This window comes from Leptolyngbya sp. CCNP1308 (assembly GCF_034932455.1).
In the GTDB taxonomy this organism is placed as follows: domain Bacteria; phylum Cyanobacteriota; class Cyanobacteriia; order Phormidesmidales; family Phormidesmidaceae; genus Nodosilinea.
In genome coordinates, this window is sequence record NZ_JAYGIH010000075.1 from 187874 (window position 1) to 205111 (window position 17238).

Annotated in this window: 13 protein-coding genes; 4 read left to right on the plus strand and 9 right to left on the minus strand. The window is 59.7% G+C overall.

Annotated features, from left to right (window positions below):
- Nucleotides 1-12 precede the first annotated feature (12 nt).
- The 6 genes from infB to VB780_RS21115 all read right to left on the minus strand — a co-directional run bounded on the left by infB (nucleotide 13) and on the right by VB780_RS21115 (nucleotide 8264).
- Entirely contained in the window at nucleotides 13-3120 is a 3108-nt protein-coding gene (gene infB, locus VB780_RS21090; protein WP_323353149.1) for a translation initiation factor IF-2, read from the minus strand.
- 309 nt (nucleotides 3121-3429) lie between these two features.
- Complete coding sequence (locus tag VB780_RS21095) at nucleotides 3430-3726, minus strand: YlxR family protein (RefSeq protein WP_323353150.1); 297 nt, start codon at nucleotides 3724-3726, stop codon at nucleotides 3430-3432.
- 19 nt (nucleotides 3727-3745) lie between these two features.
- Entirely contained in the window at nucleotides 3746-5263 is a 1518-nt protein-coding gene (nusA, locus tag VB780_RS21100; RefSeq protein WP_323353151.1) for a transcription termination factor NusA, read from the minus strand.
- A 98-nt stretch (nucleotides 5264-5361) separates the two neighbouring features.
- The gene (gene rimP / locus VB780_RS21105) at nucleotides 5362-5832 is read right to left on the minus strand and encodes a ribosome maturation factor RimP (protein ID WP_323353152.1); all 471 of its coding nucleotides are present in this window, start codon (nucleotides 5830-5832) and stop codon (nucleotides 5362-5364) included.
- 226 nt (nucleotides 5833-6058) lie between these two features.
- Nucleotides 6059-7639 (minus strand): ArnT family glycosyltransferase, encoded by a 1581-nt coding sequence (locus VB780_RS21110; RefSeq protein WP_323353153.1) that lies wholly within the window; start codon nucleotides 7637-7639, stop codon nucleotides 6059-6061.
- Nucleotides 7632-8264 (minus strand): hypothetical protein, encoded by a 633-nt coding sequence (locus VB780_RS21115; protein WP_323353154.1) that lies wholly within the window; start codon nucleotides 8262-8264, stop codon nucleotides 7632-7634. The genes VB780_RS21110 and VB780_RS21115 overlap by 8 nt, the downstream gene beginning before the upstream one ends.
- 314 nt (nucleotides 8265-8578) lie before the next feature.
- Between VB780_RS21115 and VB780_RS21120 the strand changes: the two genes are divergently transcribed.
- Entirely contained in the window at nucleotides 8579-9055 is a 477-nt protein-coding gene (locus VB780_RS21120; RefSeq protein WP_323353155.1) for a hypothetical protein, read from the plus strand.
- An 8-nt stretch (nucleotides 9056-9063) separates the two neighbouring features.
- Here VB780_RS21120 and VB780_RS21125 read toward each other — a convergent pair whose 3' ends face one another.
- The gene (locus tag VB780_RS21125) at nucleotides 9064-11772 is read right to left on the minus strand and encodes a peptidase U32 family protein (RefSeq protein WP_323353156.1); all 2709 of its coding nucleotides are present in this window, start codon (nucleotides 11770-11772) and stop codon (nucleotides 9064-9066) included.
- Between the two features lie 230 nt (nucleotides 11773-12002).
- On the opposite strand from VB780_RS21125, the gene VB780_RS21130 reads away from it, so the two are divergent.
- A complete protein-coding gene (locus VB780_RS21130) occupies nucleotides 12003-12944 on the plus strand; it encodes a phosphoribulokinase (RefSeq protein WP_323353157.1) in 942 nt (313 codons plus the stop codon).
- Between the two features lie 120 nt (nucleotides 12945-13064).
- On the opposite strand, the gene VB780_RS21135 is transcribed toward VB780_RS21130, so the two are convergent.
- Nucleotides 13065-13433, minus strand: coding sequence for a hypothetical protein (locus VB780_RS21135; protein WP_323353158.1), 369 nt, complete (start codon nucleotides 13431-13433; stop codon nucleotides 13065-13067).
- Nucleotides 13434-13766: 333 nt separating this feature from the next.
- Here VB780_RS21135 and larB point away from each other — a divergent pair, with 333 nt between their 5' ends.
- Nucleotides 13767-14546 (plus strand): nickel pincer cofactor biosynthesis protein LarB, encoded by a 780-nt coding sequence (gene larB / locus VB780_RS21140; protein WP_323353159.1) that lies wholly within the window; start codon nucleotides 13767-13769, stop codon nucleotides 14544-14546.
- A 108-nt stretch (nucleotides 14547-14654) separates the two neighbouring features.
- Here larB and VB780_RS21145 read toward each other — a convergent pair whose 3' ends face one another.
- Nucleotides 14655-15911, minus strand: coding sequence for an HhoA/HhoB/HtrA family serine endopeptidase (locus VB780_RS21145; protein ID WP_323353160.1), 1257 nt, complete (start codon nucleotides 15909-15911; stop codon nucleotides 14655-14657).
- A gap of 317 nt (nucleotides 15912-16228) precedes the next feature.
- Between VB780_RS21145 and VB780_RS21150 the strand changes: the two genes are divergently transcribed.
- The gene (locus VB780_RS21150) at nucleotides 16229-17170 is read left to right on the plus strand and encodes a M23 family metallopeptidase (RefSeq protein WP_323353161.1); all 942 of its coding nucleotides are present in this window, start codon (nucleotides 16229-16231) and stop codon (nucleotides 17168-17170) included.
- Nucleotides 17171-17238: the final 68 nt, after the last annotated feature.

Genomic DNA, 17238 nt, shown 5'->3' on the forward strand with positions numbered 1-17238 from the left:
CCCGCCTTTGACCTAAGCCATGGCCAGGGTGCGACGCTTCGTAACCATCTTGAAGGCGTCGATAATGTCGCCCTCTTTCCAGTCGCTGAAGTTGTCGATGCCGATGCCGCACTCAAACCCGGAGGCCACGTCTTTGGCATCTTCTTTCATGCGCTTGAGGGAGTCGAGCTTGCCGGTGTAGACCACCTCGCCACCGCGCACTACCCGCAGGTTACAGTTGCGAGTCACCTTACCCGAAAGCACGTAACAACCAGCAACCGCACCTTTGCGCACAGGGAACACCGCGCGCACTTCCACCTGACCCAGGGGTTCTTCGACCATTTCGGGATCGAGGAGACCTTCCATGGCACCCTGGATGTCGTCGAGGAGGTTGTAGATCACCTCATAGTCGCGCACGTCTACCCCGAGGCGATCGGCAGACTGCCGCGCCCCAGGAGCCAGGGTGGTGTTGAAACCGACGATCACCGCGCCACTGGCAGCCGCTAGGTCAACATCGGTTTCGCTGATTTCGCCAGGGGCAGCCAGCAACACTCGAATTTGCACTTCGTTCTGGGGCAGCTGCTGGAGCGCCGCCAGAATAGCTTCGATGGAACCCTGCACGTCGGCCTTGAGCAGCAGGTTGAGGTCTTTGAGATCGCCCTCCTGAACCTGGGCCGAGATGGTGTTGAGGGTCACACGACGAGAAGCCATCGACTGCTGTAGGCGCGACTGGCGTTGCTCAAGCATACGCTTGTCGGCCACAGCTCGGGCGGTTTTCTCGTCCGAATAGACCTCGAACTCGTCCCCTGCGGCGGGGACATCGTTGAGACCCAACACCTCGACGGCAAAGGATGGGCCGGCAACCTTAACGCGCTTCAGGCGATCGTCGAGCATGGCCTTGACTTTGCCCAAGATCGGGCCAGCCACCAGGGAATCGCCCACCCGCAGCGTACCGTTCTGGATCAGCAGGGTAGCGACCGGGCCGCGCGCCTTATCGAGATTGGCCTCAATTACGGTACCGCGAGCCAGACGGTCGGGATTGGCCTGGAGGTCTTCTACCTCAGCGACCAGCACAATCATCTCCAGCAGGCTGTCGAGGTTTTCGCCAGACAGGGCGCTCACCGGCACCATAATAGTGTCGCCGCCCCATTCCTCAGGTACTAGGCCGTGCTCCATGAGCTCTTGCTTGACGCGATCGGGGTTGGCAGTCTCTTTATCGACCTTGTTGATGGCTACAATCAGCGGCACTTCGGCGGCCTTAGCGTGACTAATGGCCTCAATGGTCTGGGGACGCACGCCGTCGTCGGCCGCCACCACCAAAATGGCGATGTCGGTCACTCGGGTACCCCGCGCTCGCATGGCAGTAAAGGCCTCGTGGCCGGGGGTGTCTAGGAACACAATCTGATGAGACGTGCCCGCGTGGTCAACATCGACGTGGTAAGCGCCGATGTGCTGGGTGATGCCGCCAGCTTCGCCCTGGGCCACCTTGGTCTTGCGGATAGAGTCGAGCAGAGTGGTTTTACCGTGGTCAACGTGGCCCATGATGGTAACCACTGGTGGCCGGCGCTTGAGGCTTTCGAGGTCAGCCTCATCGATCATTTCCGTAACCTTTTTGGCCTCTGACTCGACTTCGCTGGTTTCGACCATGACCTCAAACTCTTCGGCCACCATTTTGGCGGTTTCGATGTCGAGGGTTTGATTGATATTGGCAGCAATGCCTTTGAAGAACAGCGACTTAATCAGCTCTGTTTCGGGCACTAGGATTTGCTCGGCGAGCTCATGGACAGTTAGTCCTTCAGAAAGCACGATGAACTCTGGACGCTCTTGGGTGGGCTGCGACTCGCCACGGCGACCGCGACGAGAGCGACCGCCGCCGCTACTACTACTGTCGCGATGCTGGGGCTTGTGGCTCTTGGTCGGCGATGACGGCTTAGCACCGCCCGCACTCTTGGGTTTTGGTGGGCGAGCTAGAGAAATACTCAGGTTTTGGGCATCGGTGGCCTGCTCCTCGTCTTCATCTAGCTCATTGACTAGAACATCGAGGTCTTCGTCGTCTTCGCCCAGCACACCTTGGCCTCGCCGCTTGGTCTTGCCGACCTTGCTGGCCTTTTCGCGCATCTTTTGATCGTCATCTTCGTCTTCGCGCTCTTCGCGCTTGTGGCGCGGCGGCGAAGGGCGACGGGGATGATCGTCAAGACCGCCGACCCCAAGCACAGAGATTGAATCGTTGCCGGGAGGGGTCTCGGTGCGGGCAGCGGTTTCGGCTCTAGCGGTTTCGGCATCGGCATTGGGCCGCCGCAGTTTGGGCTTAGGCTTGAGCCGGGTGACATCTTCGCCCGCGTCAATTTCGCGAATGGGAATGGTGGGACGTGGTGCGCCAGTGCCATCGGCTGCACGGCCCTCAGACCCGCGGTTCTCGGGACTGCGGCTTTCGGGGCGGCGAATGACCGGGCGAGGGGGACGGGCTCCTTCGGGAACAATCACCTGTACCTGGCTATCGTCATGGTCGGCACGAGCTCGAGATACCGGCCCCACCAGCTCTGGCCTCGGCTTAACTGGGGGAGTCGGGGTCTCAGCAGCCGGTTCAACGGCGACGGCTTCCACAGCCTCGACGGTGTTCTCGTCAGGAGCATTGGCGCTAGGGCGGTTGGGCGATACCGGCGGCTTGGGCTTGAGGTCGGGCTGAGCGGCCGTGGCAGCCTCCCCAGGACGGCTTGGAGGCTGGGACAGCGTATCGCCAGCAGGACGGGCTGGCCGACTTGCACTCGGGGCAGGAGCGCTCGGAGTGGGAGCATTGGGGGTGGGAGCACTAGCCTCGCCGTCAGCCTTGGGGGTAACCCGATGACGGCGAATTTCTAAAATTTGCTGTTTGCGTTCGGGCCGAGCGCCATTTTTAACCGGGGCTGCTGGTCGGGGCCGACTGGCAGAGCGATCTGGCGCAGCATTGGGCCGAGTGGCACCGCCACTGGCGCGAGACTGACGGGCCGCTGAACGAATTTGGTCAGCTTCTGACTCTGCGATAGTGCTGCTGTGACTCTTCACGGCAATGTCTAAGCGACTTGCGATCGCCAAGATGTCTTTGTTATCCAAATCCAATTCCTTTGATAACTCGTAAATTCTCACTTTGCCGTTCATCCACATCTCCCTACGCTAGTCAAGCTTGTTACTTACATAAACCAACCTGCTTCGTCCAACAAAACGACATCAAACCATTCTGACGAATACGTTAGCCCTAGCTTGGCATTGTAAACCAAGGCTAGGTGGACATGGGACCTCAAGCAAGTTAACTGACGCCCAGGGGGGCCAGTTAGATACCCATACTATGAGTTTAATCAGTTGCTTCCCCAATGAACAGAATCTCAGAGAGATCGCGTCTAGGGACAATTCAGTTGCAAAAATTTTTGGTAAAGTCTCCCGACGGCTCAATTTTTTCCCTTAACACTCTCTAGCTTAAACCTTGGGGCCAGGCGGCGGGGCGATCGCCGCCGATTTTGCCGCTGCCTCCTCTAGCTGGTGCCAGAGTCGCTGGTAAATTTCCGCTGGCACGTTGACTTTTAAGGCTCGCCCGAGGCGGCTTTTCTTTTGGGCCTGGCGCAGACAGGCGGCCTGGGGGCAGAGGTAGGCCGATCGCCCCATGCCGTCCCCGATGCGCACTGTGCGATCGGGGTAAACTCGCACCACTCGCCAAAACTCGGCCTTGGGCCCGACCCGCCGACAGCTGGCACAGCGTCGATAGTTGGGTTGCATAGGGAGCTTTCTCCAGAACTTATTCCTCCTCTGCGATCGCTGCTGGGCTTTCGTCTGCCAGGGGCTCTTCCTCTAGCGCCTCCTCTTCTTCAGAATCGGCGGCGGGCTCATCAGCCTCAGCCATAGGCGCTTCTAACCTGGACTCCTCAGCAGCGGGCTCTGGGGAGTCGGCATCGTACTCAGCATCGGGGAGAGGTGCTGTTTCCAACTCGTCCTCCCCAACGGGTGCTTCATCGAGGTCTAAGCCCGCGGCTCTGGCCTCAGCGGCGGCCCGTTCTGCCGCCGCCTTCGCCCTCCATTCCGCTGCCTCAGCTTCTTCCGCTGCTAGTTCTGCGGCTTCGCGGGCGGCTTCTTCGCGGGCGGCCACTAGCGCAGCCATCTTGCGGTCTTCTTCATCGTAGTCATACTTGCCAGAGTCTTTGATATCGATCTTCCAGCCGGTGAGGCGGGCGGCTAAGCGCACGTTTTGGCCTTCTTTGCCGATCGCCAGGCTGAGCTGGTCTTCGGGCACCAGCACATGGGCCTGGCGATCGTCGGGGTTGACCAGGCGCACCTCGTCCACCCGGGCGGGGCTGAGGGCATTGGAGATGTAGGTGGCCGGGTCGGGCGACCAGCGAATGACGTCAATTTTTTCGCCCCGCAGCTCGTTGACCACCACCTGAATACGCGATCCCCGCGCACCGATACAGGCACCAACTGGATCCACATCGCGCTCTAGAGTGTCTACGGCGATCTTCGTGCGGGGGCCAACGGAGCGCGACGGGGGGTTAGCCTCCCGCGCGACGGCCACAATGCGAACGATTTCGTCCTCAATTTCGGGCACTTCATTGGTGAAGAGCTCGACCACCAGCGCGGCATCGGCCCGCGATACCAGCAGCTGGGGGCCACGGTGAGAGCCTTCGGAGACTTTTTTGAGCGCTACGCGGAAGGTGGCGTTGGCCCGGTAGTTGTCGTTGGGAAGCTGGTCGCGCTTGAGCAGCTCGGCCTCGACCTCGGGCTGGCCCACGCCGCTGACGACCGCCATAATCACCGACTGCCGCTCAAACCGCAGCACTCGCGCCGAGAGAATGCTGCCTTCGAGGTCTTGGAATTCTTCTTGAACGAGCTTGCGCTGCTGGTCGCGCAGCTTTTGGGCCAATACCTGTTTGGTTTGAATGGCGGCCATGCGGCCAAAGTCGCGCTGGTCGGGAGTGACATCAAGCACCACCGTGTCGCCAGCCTGGGCCTCGGGGGCGACTTCGCGCACCTCCGAGAGGGAGATCTCATGGTCTTGGCTGGTAACTTCCTCAACAATAGTTTTGGTGGCCAGCACCCGAAACCCCTGGTCATCGTAGTCGTCTACATCAAGCTCAATATCAAAGTTGTTGAAGTACTCTTCGTCGAAGTGGGTATCGATTTCGCGGGTGCGGCGGTAGCGCTCGTAGCCTTTGAGCAGCGCCTCGCGCAGGGCATTTTCGACCGCGTGCTTGGGCAGGTTGCGCTCGCGGCTAATGGTATCAATCATTTCCTGCAAATTGGGCAGACTTACTAACGACATAACCACTCACCTTTGGACAATAAATCTTCTAAGCAATAAATCTGTATCGGCCTTAAGCTCGGCTTGGGGCAGAACTGAGCCCGGCGGATCTGGCCCTACTAGTCAGGACTCTGGTCGCTCAACTCCACCGTCTGAACTAGATCGCGGGGGAGGGAAATTGATTTTCCTTTCTGGCTGAGCACCACGGCTTCGTCGTCGCGGCGCACCAATTGGCCGACCCACTGTTTTTTGCCCTTGTGCTCCTTGGCCAGGGCAACTTCGACCATAAACCCCTTAAACACCACGAAGTCGCGATCGGTTTCGAGGTCGGCAGAAACCCCTGGGCTCGACACTTCCAGCACGTAGGCATCGGGAATGATGTCGGTGGTATCGAGTACGGCTTCGAGGGCCTGGCTCATTTTTTCGCAGTCATCCAGGCCGGTGTCTTCGTTTTCTAAACTGCGCACGTCGATGCGCAGCACGGGCGGAGACTGGTTGGTGTGAAAAACCGCTTCCACCACTTCTAGCCCTAGCTCTTGGGCAACGGGGGCCACCAGTTCAAGCACCTGGGGAATCAGGGGATGTACCATCTAATACGCGAAAGAATGCCAATAAAAAAGTGGGCCTCGACCCACCTCCCAAAACATTACTGCTAAAGGAGCCCAAACCCGAGGGCTTGAGCTTCACCATTCTAGCGGATTGTGGCGGCAACGGGCCAAGCGCAGGCCGCGATTGCCTTGGGGAAAGGGTTGCAGGGAATTTGGCCTGATGTTCTTTTAGGGACACCGGGTTTGAGGTTGGGGCTTAAATCCCCCTCTACTCTGGAAGGCAATGCTCCCCATTACGGGTAAATGCTAAGGGGTAGTTCGGGCTCAGCGGATAGTCCTCTGGCCCGGCCCTAAATCCGTAGCCCTGAACTACTTCATAGGTTTGCAGCACCTGGCCAAATCGGCGCACTTCGAGCGTTTCTGGCGGATCTGTGCGGTCGAACATGGCCAAATGGGTGGGGCAGATGGGGTGCCAGGCTTCGCCCAGCAGCACGGCATCGCGCCCCTCTAGAGCAGTGGCATCGTACCAAAAGTCGAACTGATCGAGGCGACCTGAGATGGCTAGCACATTGGGGTTGTTGAGAGCGTAGGCCAGGGCCGAGGCCGAGCGGTAGTCGGTGGTGAGCAGCAGAGGATCGTCGAGGTCGTTGGCTTGGGCTGCTACGGTGCGGGCGACCTGGGGCCAGCCAAAGAGCGCGGCACCATCGGGATCCACTGCGCCAAAGAATGTACCGAAGGGGATCACGGTGTAGTAAGTGACCAGGACGGTAGCAGCAAATAAGCCTAGGAATTGGGCGATCGCCAGCTGCCCAGCCCGCACCGGCTTTGACCATTGGGGCCGATAAAACTGATCGCTCAGCAGGGGAAACAGCAGCGGATAGGCCAAAATATTCCAGTAAAACAGCGCTACAGAGACGGTAGAGAGGGCTGCAAAGGCCGCCGTAGACAGGCCAAAAATCCACAGGGCCAGGGCCGGATAGCAGGATTCTCGACCTGTCGCCGTCTTGCCCCGCCGCCGAAGTAGGCGAATAATGCTCCAAGACTGGATGGGGCCGAGGATGAGCCCACACAGGGCCAGAAACACCACGGGTTGAAGCAGGTTGAGGCTGAGGCCACCTCCGGCGGTGCGATCGCGGTAAAACCGAAACGAAAAGAAGTCGTGGTGAATATTCCAAATCAAAATTGGCGAGAGTACCAGCAAGAGTAGGCCCAGGGCCAGGTAGAGGCGGCGATCGCGCAGCGCCGACCACCGCTGGCGATCGGTCAAAATCAGCGCCAAAAAGCCCAGCCCCACAAACACCGCGTTGTACTTACACAGCCCCGCCAGGCCGAGAAAAACGGCGGCACCATAGAGATCTCGCCCACTGCCCTGGCCGGGGCTTTCCACGGTGCTATCCATATAGCGCACGAATAAAAAGCTGCTGATCATCGCAAAGGTCACCAGCCAGTGGTCGTGCCAGGCCAGACCCAAGTACCAAAAAAATAATGGCGATGACAGACCGAGCAGGATGACCAGCCAGGTGCGATCGCTGGCTTGGTCGCCGTAGAGGTAGCGGCAGATGTGGTAGACCGTGAACCCCAAAATTCCGCTGCTGATGGCGTTAGGCAGCCGGAGCACTAGAGCAGACCGGCCCAGCACCGCCCCAAACACGCCCTGCACCCAAGCGTGAAAAGGCGGATGGTCGTAGTAGGAAAAGCCCGGTCGCTGCCCCCACAGCCAGTAGTAGGCTTCGTCAGGGTTAGGGAATGCCGTCAGCCAAAAGGCGATGCGCAGGGCCAAAAAAACCAGCAAAAACCATCGTCCCCAAACCCACATTGGAGACTGAAAGAAACCCCAGCGCTTACTCATCGGGAGATTCTAGGGCGCTGGTGTCAATGTCGTCTAGCTCGGGAATGTCGCCAATATCGAGGGTGCTGGGATCTTCCCCGACAGGTTCAGCCTCAGCATCAGAGGAGAGGAGTACGGTCGGCAGACCGGCTCCCCGCAGGCCTTGGAGAATGTGCCCCGGCGTTTCAGGAAACACCACAAACAGAGGATGGGTCTTGTCGGTGCCGTCGCTGAGCAGGTGCTCGTAGCGCTGGGGCAGCAGCCACTCGTAGCCGCGATCGACCAGAATCTGCGTGTGCCGCCACCGCATCAGCAGGTCTGAAAAGTCTTCTTGGGGGCGGTGAATGTAGACAAAAATTTCAATCCCCGTCTTAATCTTCCACTCGGGGTCGCACATCAGCAGAGCGACATCGCAGGGCAGCGTCACTACGGATCCAGTGGCGATACTTTGGCTGTGGGGATTGAGGTGCACCCCGTCGCGAATGCGAACGTTGGGCAGCGGCAGCGTGATCACACTCTCCTCAGGGCGTCGCATGCTGGGCACGGCCTCTAGGTAGGGGCGATGGTGCTTGAGCAGTTCCAATGCCCCCTCGTGATCGGTACAGACCGAGAGCAGCGTTTCGTACTGAATAGGTTTAATCGCCATGCGGCCTACAGAGAACTACAGGTTAGGGTCAGTATGCCCTGCATTCTATCTAAACCAGTGTCGGCAAAACGGCAGGCTACCTGACGCGATGCCTCAGGTAGCCGATTCTAAACATCCGCAACGAACCTGAAAGAAACCTATCGCGATCGCGACTTTCATCGAAGGCAGCAGCTAGATTTGAGCATATCGGCTGTGAAGCCAGCGTGCCGAAACAGCATCCCCGCTAGACGCCTACCCTGCGCTGACCGATTTACCGTGGCGCGCTTTTCTACGCTGGCACCGCCACCGTGTCTTACCTATGGGGTTGCCAAACTATGCAGAAATCTCGGCCCGTTAGCCTGCGCAAACTGGTTCTTTTAGCCGCGCTTCAGCTCAGCACCGTGTGGGATTTGATCACCACGCTGCTGGGCATTTTGCTGATTTTAGACAGCCGCAACCTGGTTGCCATTAGCCTGGCCGTAATCGGCACGCTGATTGTGGTGGCCTTCAATTTTTCCACTCGCCCCATCTGGCAACGGCGGCAGCGCTATAGCTCCTTCGGCTTACCACTTTTGGGGCTGAGGCTGGTGTGGCTGATGGCCGTAGCGGTAGACCTGTGGACATCGCTGACCTGCAACGCCTGGTTTATCGGCGCTCAGGGGTCTACCAGCAGCATCGCCCTGCCCGATCTGTTGGGCAGGCTGAGTCTGGGGCAGCTGATTATTGTGGTGTTTATTACCCTGGTATCGGGAGTTAGCCCTATGCTGGTGGGCTACCTGCGCGACCAAGACATCGACTCTCTGCTGAATTAGCTCTAGCCTCATTGGCCTCGGCCAGGGCTGTGTTTAGAGTCTAAGGGGCCACGGGTAACTCCGAGCTTGCTTTGCAGCTTGAGAGAACGCCAGAGCTGGCTACCGCTGATGTCTCCGGTTAAGAGCTGGCGGTACTGGGCGATCGCCCTCTGCACCTGCTCCAGGCTTTCATCTAAAAACTCCAGCCGAAAGTGCCGCGCTCCGGCCTGCATAAGCCGCTGGGCGTACTCGGCCCCGGTCTGGGCGACGCCATTGAACACTGTGTTGCGGCAGCCTGCATCGGCCAGCAGAATGTGCTCGGTGCCCATTCTGTCGCGCAGCTTGACCTGCTGACTCTCACAGGGGCGGCCACAGTCGCGAAAGTCTTTGCCCTCAGAGAGAAAGGCGCAGAACACGCAGTGCTCCATGTGAAACATGGGCATGTGCTGGTGCAGGGTAATCTCAAACCAGGCGGCTGGGGCCGATCGCAGCAAATCTACCAGTTGCTCGGCGTTGAGGTCGTAGGAGGCGGTGACGCGCTCTAGCCCGTAGCGGTTCAGCAAATAATCTGCCGTCAGCGCGTTGGCCACATTCAAAGAAAAATCCCCTACACAGCGCTGCCCTGCAAAGTAGGCCAGGTGGTCGTAATTGCGCACCAGGTAGCCATCGGCCTGCGATCGCTTCACCTGATCGAGAATGTAGGTTTCCAGCGGCTTGGTGATTCGGGGCGGGGCGACCCAGATGGTTTGGGCCTCGCTGATCCGATTGTCTCGAAACCAGAGCACAGCGTCGCGATAGGTGGCGGGGTTCTCGAATTCGCAGTAAATCGTCTCGATGCCTGTGGCAGCCGCAGCGGCGAGTTGGGGGCGAGTGCGAACGAGGGTGGAGAGGGATGATGGAGAGATGGGGGGATGGGGAGATGAGGAAGATAGGGGAGATGGGGAAGCTGGATTCTCGCTGGGGGGCGTCTTGGGGGGCGGCAGAATGTCTTGCAAGGCGGCATTAGCATTGAGATGCCAGGGGTTGGGGCGTAAACGCAGTTCCTCCAGCCCTTCCACTAGCTCTCGGCGCAGCCGATTGAGTTCGCTGACGGGGATCATCACATTCCCCTGGAGATGATTGCTCAGAGATTCGAGATGGAACGGGGTGTTGCCCAGACGGCCCAGCTGCTGCTCTAGGCGATCGCCTGTCAGCGGCTTAGAGTGGGCTTCTACCAGAGACATGGTGGAGGTCGCTTGGGCGATGTGGCCCTGGCTGTCGCGGGCGATCGCCACCATCGACTCTCCCACCGCGCCATGCACCTCAATGGAGATGGGCCGCGTGAATTTGGGGCGATCGCCCGCGTAGGTCTGCTGAATCTCTTTGTCCAGAGCCGGATCGCTGGTTTTCCAAAGCTTGTCGCCGGGGTGAATGCGGCGCAGGTTGAGGGCATCGCGGCCAAACATAAGCCGGGTTTCTGGGCCGACATTATTCACCGCATAAACGCGGCCCCCCTGCTCTTTCTCGGCGGGGTGGCCGTCGTCAAACACCACGCCATCCCCAGCCTTGATCGGAGCCTGGGCTTTCAAAAACACAGCATCTGCGGTGACGCGGGTGATCTCGCCCAGATAGACCCCACGCTTTTTGCCGAAGCGGGCGTGAACCAGAGCCTGGTTGTCGATGCCCTCGAACCAGCCAGTGTAGAGGCCGCGAGAGAAGGCCATTTCGAGCTGGTAGCGTTCATCGGATGGTTGGGGGGTGAGGGGATGGGGGGATGGAGGGATGGGAATTTTGGATTTTGGGTTTTGGATTTTGGAGTCCCCCGTAGTGTGGGTCAGCGCTGAGCCTTCATCCGCCGACGCCAATCGTTCCCCAGACCCACGTTCCCCCGCCACCGCTAACCGATCCAACGCCTGCCGATACACCCGCGTCACATTCGCCACATACTCCGGCGCTTTTAGCCGCCCCTCGATCTTTAGGCAGCTCACCCCAGTTTTTACCAGCTCCGGCAAAACTCCCAGACCCGAGAGATCCTGGGGGCTGAGCAGGTAGGCGCGATCCTGAAGATCAACCCGTTCCCCATCGGCAATTAGCTCGTAGGGCATGCGGCAGGCCTGGGCGCATTCGCCCCGGTTGGCCGACCTGCCGCCCAGGGCTTCGCTGGTGAGGCACTGGCCCGAGTAGGCGACGCACAGCGCTCCGTGGACGAAGACCTCTAGGGGCAGGGCGATGTTGCGATCGCCCATCTGAGCCTGAATTTTGGCAATGTCTTTAATCGAGCACTCCCGCGCCAGCACCACCAGCTGACAGCCGAGATCGCGGGCAAACTCGATCCCGGCTGCACTGGTCACCGTCATCTGCGTCGAGCCGTGGATGGGAAAATCGGGCGACAGGTGGCGAATTAGCCGACAAATCCCGATATCCTGCACGATCACCGCATCGACCCCGGCGGCAATCATGGTTTTGAGGTATTGCTCCGCCTCAGCAAGTTCCGCAGGGAACACCAGCGTATTGAGCGTGACGTAGCCCTTCACCCCGCGCCGATGGAGAAAGGCCATCAATTCAGGCAAATCGGCCTCAGTAAAATTTTCCGCCCGCATGCGGGCGTTGAAGCGATTGAGGCCAAAGTAAATGGCATCGGCCCCATTTTCGACCGCTGCTTTGGCGCAGTCCCAGTTGCCGGCTGGAGCCAGCAGCTCGGGCAGAGGGGACGACGCGACTGGGGTGTTAGAACTAGTGGCGGGGTCGAGGGCAGGCATGGGCTTAGGCTCACAGAGCTAAATAGTGGCCCCCAAAAGGCGGCCAGCGGCACCTTTCTATTCTTACAAATTCCAGACGTTTGCAAGCTTGCCAAGGCTATGGATTGCCCCAGGGGCGATCGCACAATTGTTTTGAGGCCATTACACGGAACAATAAATATTTGGTGATGATCCCACTGGTTCCTACAATGGGGTAACTAACTATTGGTTGCAAAACCCTGGAGAAATCTATGAGTCGTCCGATAATCCTCGGCATTGTGGGTGACAGCGCGGCAGGTAAGACCACTCTGTCGAGGGGCATTGCGCAGATTCTAGGCGAAGACCAAGTCACCATCATCTGCACGGACGATTACCACCGCTACGATCGCAAACAGCGCAAAGAGATGGGCATCTCTGCCCTGCACCCCGACTGCAACTACATCGATATCATTCAGCAGCATCTGGGTCTGCTGCGCACTGGGCAGCCCATTCTCAAGCCGATCTACAACCACAGCACGGGCGGGTTTGACGCCCCCGAATACATTGAGCCCAAGCGCTTCGTCATTGCAGAAGGGCTGCTGGGCTACTCGACCCGCGCCTGCCGCGATGCCTACGATGTCAAAGTCTACCTGGCCCCGCCCGAAGACCTGCGCGCCAACTGGAAAATCAAGCGCGACACCCGCAAGCGCGGCTACACCCCCGAAGAGGTGGCTAAGCAAATCCAAGCGCGGGAACAAGATTCTGAGGACTTTATTCGCCCCCAGCGGCAGTGGGCCGACGTGGTGGTTAGCTTTTACCCCCCCGACGGCAACAGCAGCGGTGACGAACTGCTGCTCAACGTGCGCTTGGTGATGCGGCCTACCATTCCCCACCCCGACTTTACCCACCTGCTCGAAGACAAAAACGGCGGTTCTCTGGGCGATGCAGTGCGCCTGGGCCTCGATCGCGACATGGGCAAGCCCGTAGATGTGCTCGAAATTGACGGTCACGCCACCGAGAAACCCGTGCAAGAGCTAGAACGCACCCTGTGTAGCGAAGTCCCCTACCTGGGCAAGTTTTGCAGCATTGAGGGCAACACCGACATCGGCAAAGTGGTGGGCACTACGGGCGAAACGCTGCAAAGCTATCCTCTAGCACTGACCCAGTTGCTCATCACCTACCACATGCTCAAGGCCGCCAAAGTTCCTGAGTAGGGACAAAGGGCAGTCTGCCCTACCCAAGATCCCCAATCGCAGCAGCATGGGTGATTGCCTTAAAAAATAGCCGACAGCTGAGCAAAGGCAGGGCTGTCGGCTATTTTTGGTTTCTATGACCTACTGTTGCGACTGCGACAAGGATTCGTCCTGCGACAGCTCGGTCAGCATCATTTGAATAAAGTTAGAGGCTACCTCCGCCGACTGGTCGTGGGTGGCAAACACGATCGCCAGGCTGTTGGTATCTCCAGCCCCATAGCAGAGCACTCGAAAGGAGCCGTCTTCGAAGTAGCCGGTGCGATCGATGCCGCCCTGGTCAGATTCGACCCCCAGGCTGTCGATTAGCTGGTCGGCCCGCGTTAGACAGCCAGCCACATCGGTGTCGAGTAGCTGATCGCCACTGGCAATTTCGGGGCGAGCGCTGGCGGGCTGAATGAGAGCGGCCAGGCCTAGACCGGTAAGGGCGATCGCATATAGATGCCGTTTCATAAGAGTTAAAACTAGGGTTAAGGACAACTGCCGCTCCGCTTGGGGGTGCCCCGCCGCCTGCGCTAGCGACGGAGCATTGGTTCACGGCCTGATCTGTTAATACAGGTTATTCCCCCGGCTTTCCGGATGCCCCAGCGCAAAAAAGCGCCGGAGCTAGCAGCTCCGGCGCTTGGGGTGTTGAGGAGTGAACGATTAATAATTAATGTAGGGGTCGAGTATGTCACCGAGGTAGCCAACCTATGACAACCCTGTGACATTTTTCGCCCCCCGTTTTTGGCAGCCATAGTCTAGGCTGATCGTTCCAACCTTTTTTGCCCTATCTTTGCCGCCTCCGTGACCCAGCCCGACACCCTGCGCACCCTGCTCAACGCCGTCTCCCAAGGGCAGCTTAGCCCCGATGCTGCCCTTGAACAGCTCAAGTACCTCGACTTTGAGCCTATTGACGACTTTGCCAAAGTTGACCACCACCGCACCCTGCGCACGGGCTTTCCAGAGGTGATCTGGGGGCCAGGCAAAACCCCCCACCAGATTGTGCAAATTATGCGCAGCCTGCACCAGCGCAACCCGGTGGTGATGGCCACCCGCATCGAGCCCGAGGTCTATGCCCAGGTGCAGCAGCAAATTCCGGCGGCGCGATACTACGATAGGGCCCGCATCTGCGCCCTGGTGCCCGCCGACTGGGCCGCCCAGCACCCCGGCACCATTGGCGTGCTCACCGCAGGCACCGCCGACCTGCCCGTCGCCGAAGAAGCGGCGATTACCGCCGAGCTGAGCGGGTTTGCCGTCAAGCGCCTGTGGGATGTGGGGGTAGCCGGGCTGCACCGCCTGCTGCACCACCGCCACCTGATTCGCAATATGGATGTGCTGATTGTGGTGGCGGGCATGGAAGGCGCGCTCCCCAGTGTTGTGGCGGGCCTCGCCGATTGCCCCGTGATTGCGGTACCCACCAGCATTGGCTACGGGGCCAGCTTTAACGGCCTCTCGGCCCTGCTCACCATGCTCAACTCCTGTGCGGCGGGCATTGGCGTGGTCAACATCGACAACGGCTTTGGCAGCGCGGTGCTGGCGGGGCAAATTTTGCGCACCGGGGCGCGGTTGGGAGGTGAAGCGTAGATGGGTGAGTGGGTAGGTGGGTGAGTGGATGAAAGGAGGGTACCGGGGTTCCAGACCCTCTGGGCATTACTGCTTCACCTGCCCACTCACTCACTCATCTACCACCCACTACCGCAGGTCAGAAGGCATGGCGGCGGGCTTCACGGCAATGCTTTGGTCGCGCCCGTCGCGGTGAATGTCGAGGTTGAGGGTATCGCCGATATTGGTGATTTCTACCCGAGCCTGCACGTCTGGCGGGCTATCGATGGGGTCGCCTTCAATGGCGCGGATGACATCTCCGATTTTGAGGCCAGCGGCCTGGGCTGGGCTGTTGGGCAGCACCCCCACAATCAGCACGCCGGGCTCGTCGTCATCGGCGATTCTGAGGTTGAGCTGCTCTTCTTCGTTGATGCGATCGACCATCTCAGCGGAGAGTTCGACCATTTGAATGCCCAGGAAGGGGTGCAGCACTTCGCCGTTGGTAAAGAGCTGATCGGCAATGCGCTTGGCGGTTTCAATGGGGATGGCAAACCCCAGCCCCTGGGCGTTGGCGCGAATGGCGGTGTTCATGCCGATGACTTCGCCCCGGTCGTTGAGCAGGGGGCCGCCGGAGTTGCCGGGGTTAATGGCGGCATCGGTCTGGATAAACTGCACCCGTTTGTCGGGAATGCCCACCTGATTGCTGCTGCGCCCCAGGGCGCTGATGATGCCAGCGGTGACGGTGTTGTCGAGGCCGAGGGGGTTGCCAATGGCGATCGCCCACTGCCCCGGCGCCAGGTTCTGAGTGCTGCCGATCTGCACGGCGGGCAGGTCAGCGGCTTCAATCTTGACCACGGCTACATCGGTCACTGAGTCAACGCCGACTACCTGCCCCTCGAAGTCACGCCCGTCGCGCAAGGTGACCTGGACGGTTTTGGCCCCCTCAACCACGTGGGCATTGGTCAAGATCTGGCCATTGGCACTGAGAATAAACCCCGAGCCGGTGCCTTGCTCTAGGCGATCGGGCAGGTTGGAGGGGGGCACGGCTTCTTCGTCAAAGAAGCGGCGAAAGAAGGGATTGTTAAAGGCGTCAGGGGAAATCTCGGGCACGGTACGCTCGGCGTCAATGCGCACCACCGCTGGCCCGACTCGCTCGACCGCCAGGGCAATAAAGTTTTGGCTACTTTCGCCCATCGGGCCAGCCGCCAGGGGGTTGGGGGCGGCCTGGGCCACGGTAGTCAGCGAGGTTTTAACTGCTGGCGGGGTTGCGGCAGCGGCATTTTCTGTCTCAGCTAAGCTCACCTGGGTGACGTAGTAATGGCCGGCCCAGCCGGCCCCACCCCCCACAGCTAGGGCTACTGCTACCAACGCGAGCTGCTGCGAAAACTGCTTTGGCAACGAGTCCATGCCTAATGCCCTCTAGCTACTGTGCCTGGTGTTCTCTGCCTGGTGCGCCCTACTGGGGCTTGCGATCGCGACGACGGGCAAACCCGAGATCGCTCCCTGTCGCCGACCCGCTGACGGATCTGGCTCTACTCTATCGAATATTCTCCGGAGCAAGTATTGTCCGGACGGGGGTGTCTGTGGCTAGAAAACCCAGCTATACCCCTGAGCAATTGGGGTTGTCCTGCTTATTATAGAGGCTGTACCCCTCAAGGATTGTTGGGCTCACCTATATAGCCAAAATCCACGTCGGCTAACTCGCTACATTTTTTCTTTGCATGATGTTTTTCGATTTGCTGAAGCATAGGGCTCCCCGCCGGTCAGGTACTGCCAATCAACCGGGGCAAGGCGAGGGATTCGCTGTACTGGTGGGGCTGGCGATCGCCCTGCCGTTGGTAGGGCTGACAGCACCGAGGGCGATCGCCCAGACCACCCCATCCGCTTGCTCTCAACCCGCGCTGTCGCGCTTGACCCGCCATCGGGTGGCCCAGGGCGAGACCCTGACGGCCATCGCTCAGCGCTACAGCCTGCTACCGGCCACAATCATGGGGCTCAACCCCGCCGTTCAGGGAGGTACTGTTAGCCCTGGGCAAGAGCTGCTGATTCCGCCCTTCAACGGCATTCGGGTCAGCGTTCCCCCAGGCAGAACCTGGCAGCAGGTTGCCCAGACCTACAACAGCCGCCCCGATGTGCTGTTTGAGGTCAACGGCTGCGTAAGCACCGTTCCCGCCACCATTTTTCTGCCGGGGGTGAACTGGTTCCCTGGGGTTTCGGCCACAGCAGCGACCACGGCCTCTCCCGCCACTCCGCTTCAGGGCTATCCGCTGCCCCAGCGATCGCAGGTGATTGTCAACTACGGCTGGCAGCCCGACCCCGACCAGGGCAAGCTCGTCTTTAACACTGGGGTAGCCCTGGCTAGCTCAGCTAGTACCCCGGCCTTGGCCGTGGGCGCTGGCACCGTAGCCTTTGCCGGTACCGACGCTACCTACGGCAACCTGGTGGTGATCAACCACGCCCAGGGGCTACAAACCCGCTACGCCAACCTGGCGGCGCTAAACGTGCGGGCTGGGCAGACGGTGCGCCAGGGCGATCGCCTCGGGGCGATCGCCACCCCAGAGGGCGACGACGACTCGTTTTTATTCTTCGAGGTGCGGCTAAATTCCACGGCGGGCTGGGTGGCCCAGGATCCTCAGGACTATGTGCCCACTATGGTTCTGCGCTAGAAATCTGTCCCTATTGGGCAGCCTGAGACCACAGCCCTAAAACCACAGCATTGTCCCGAGCCTGTCGG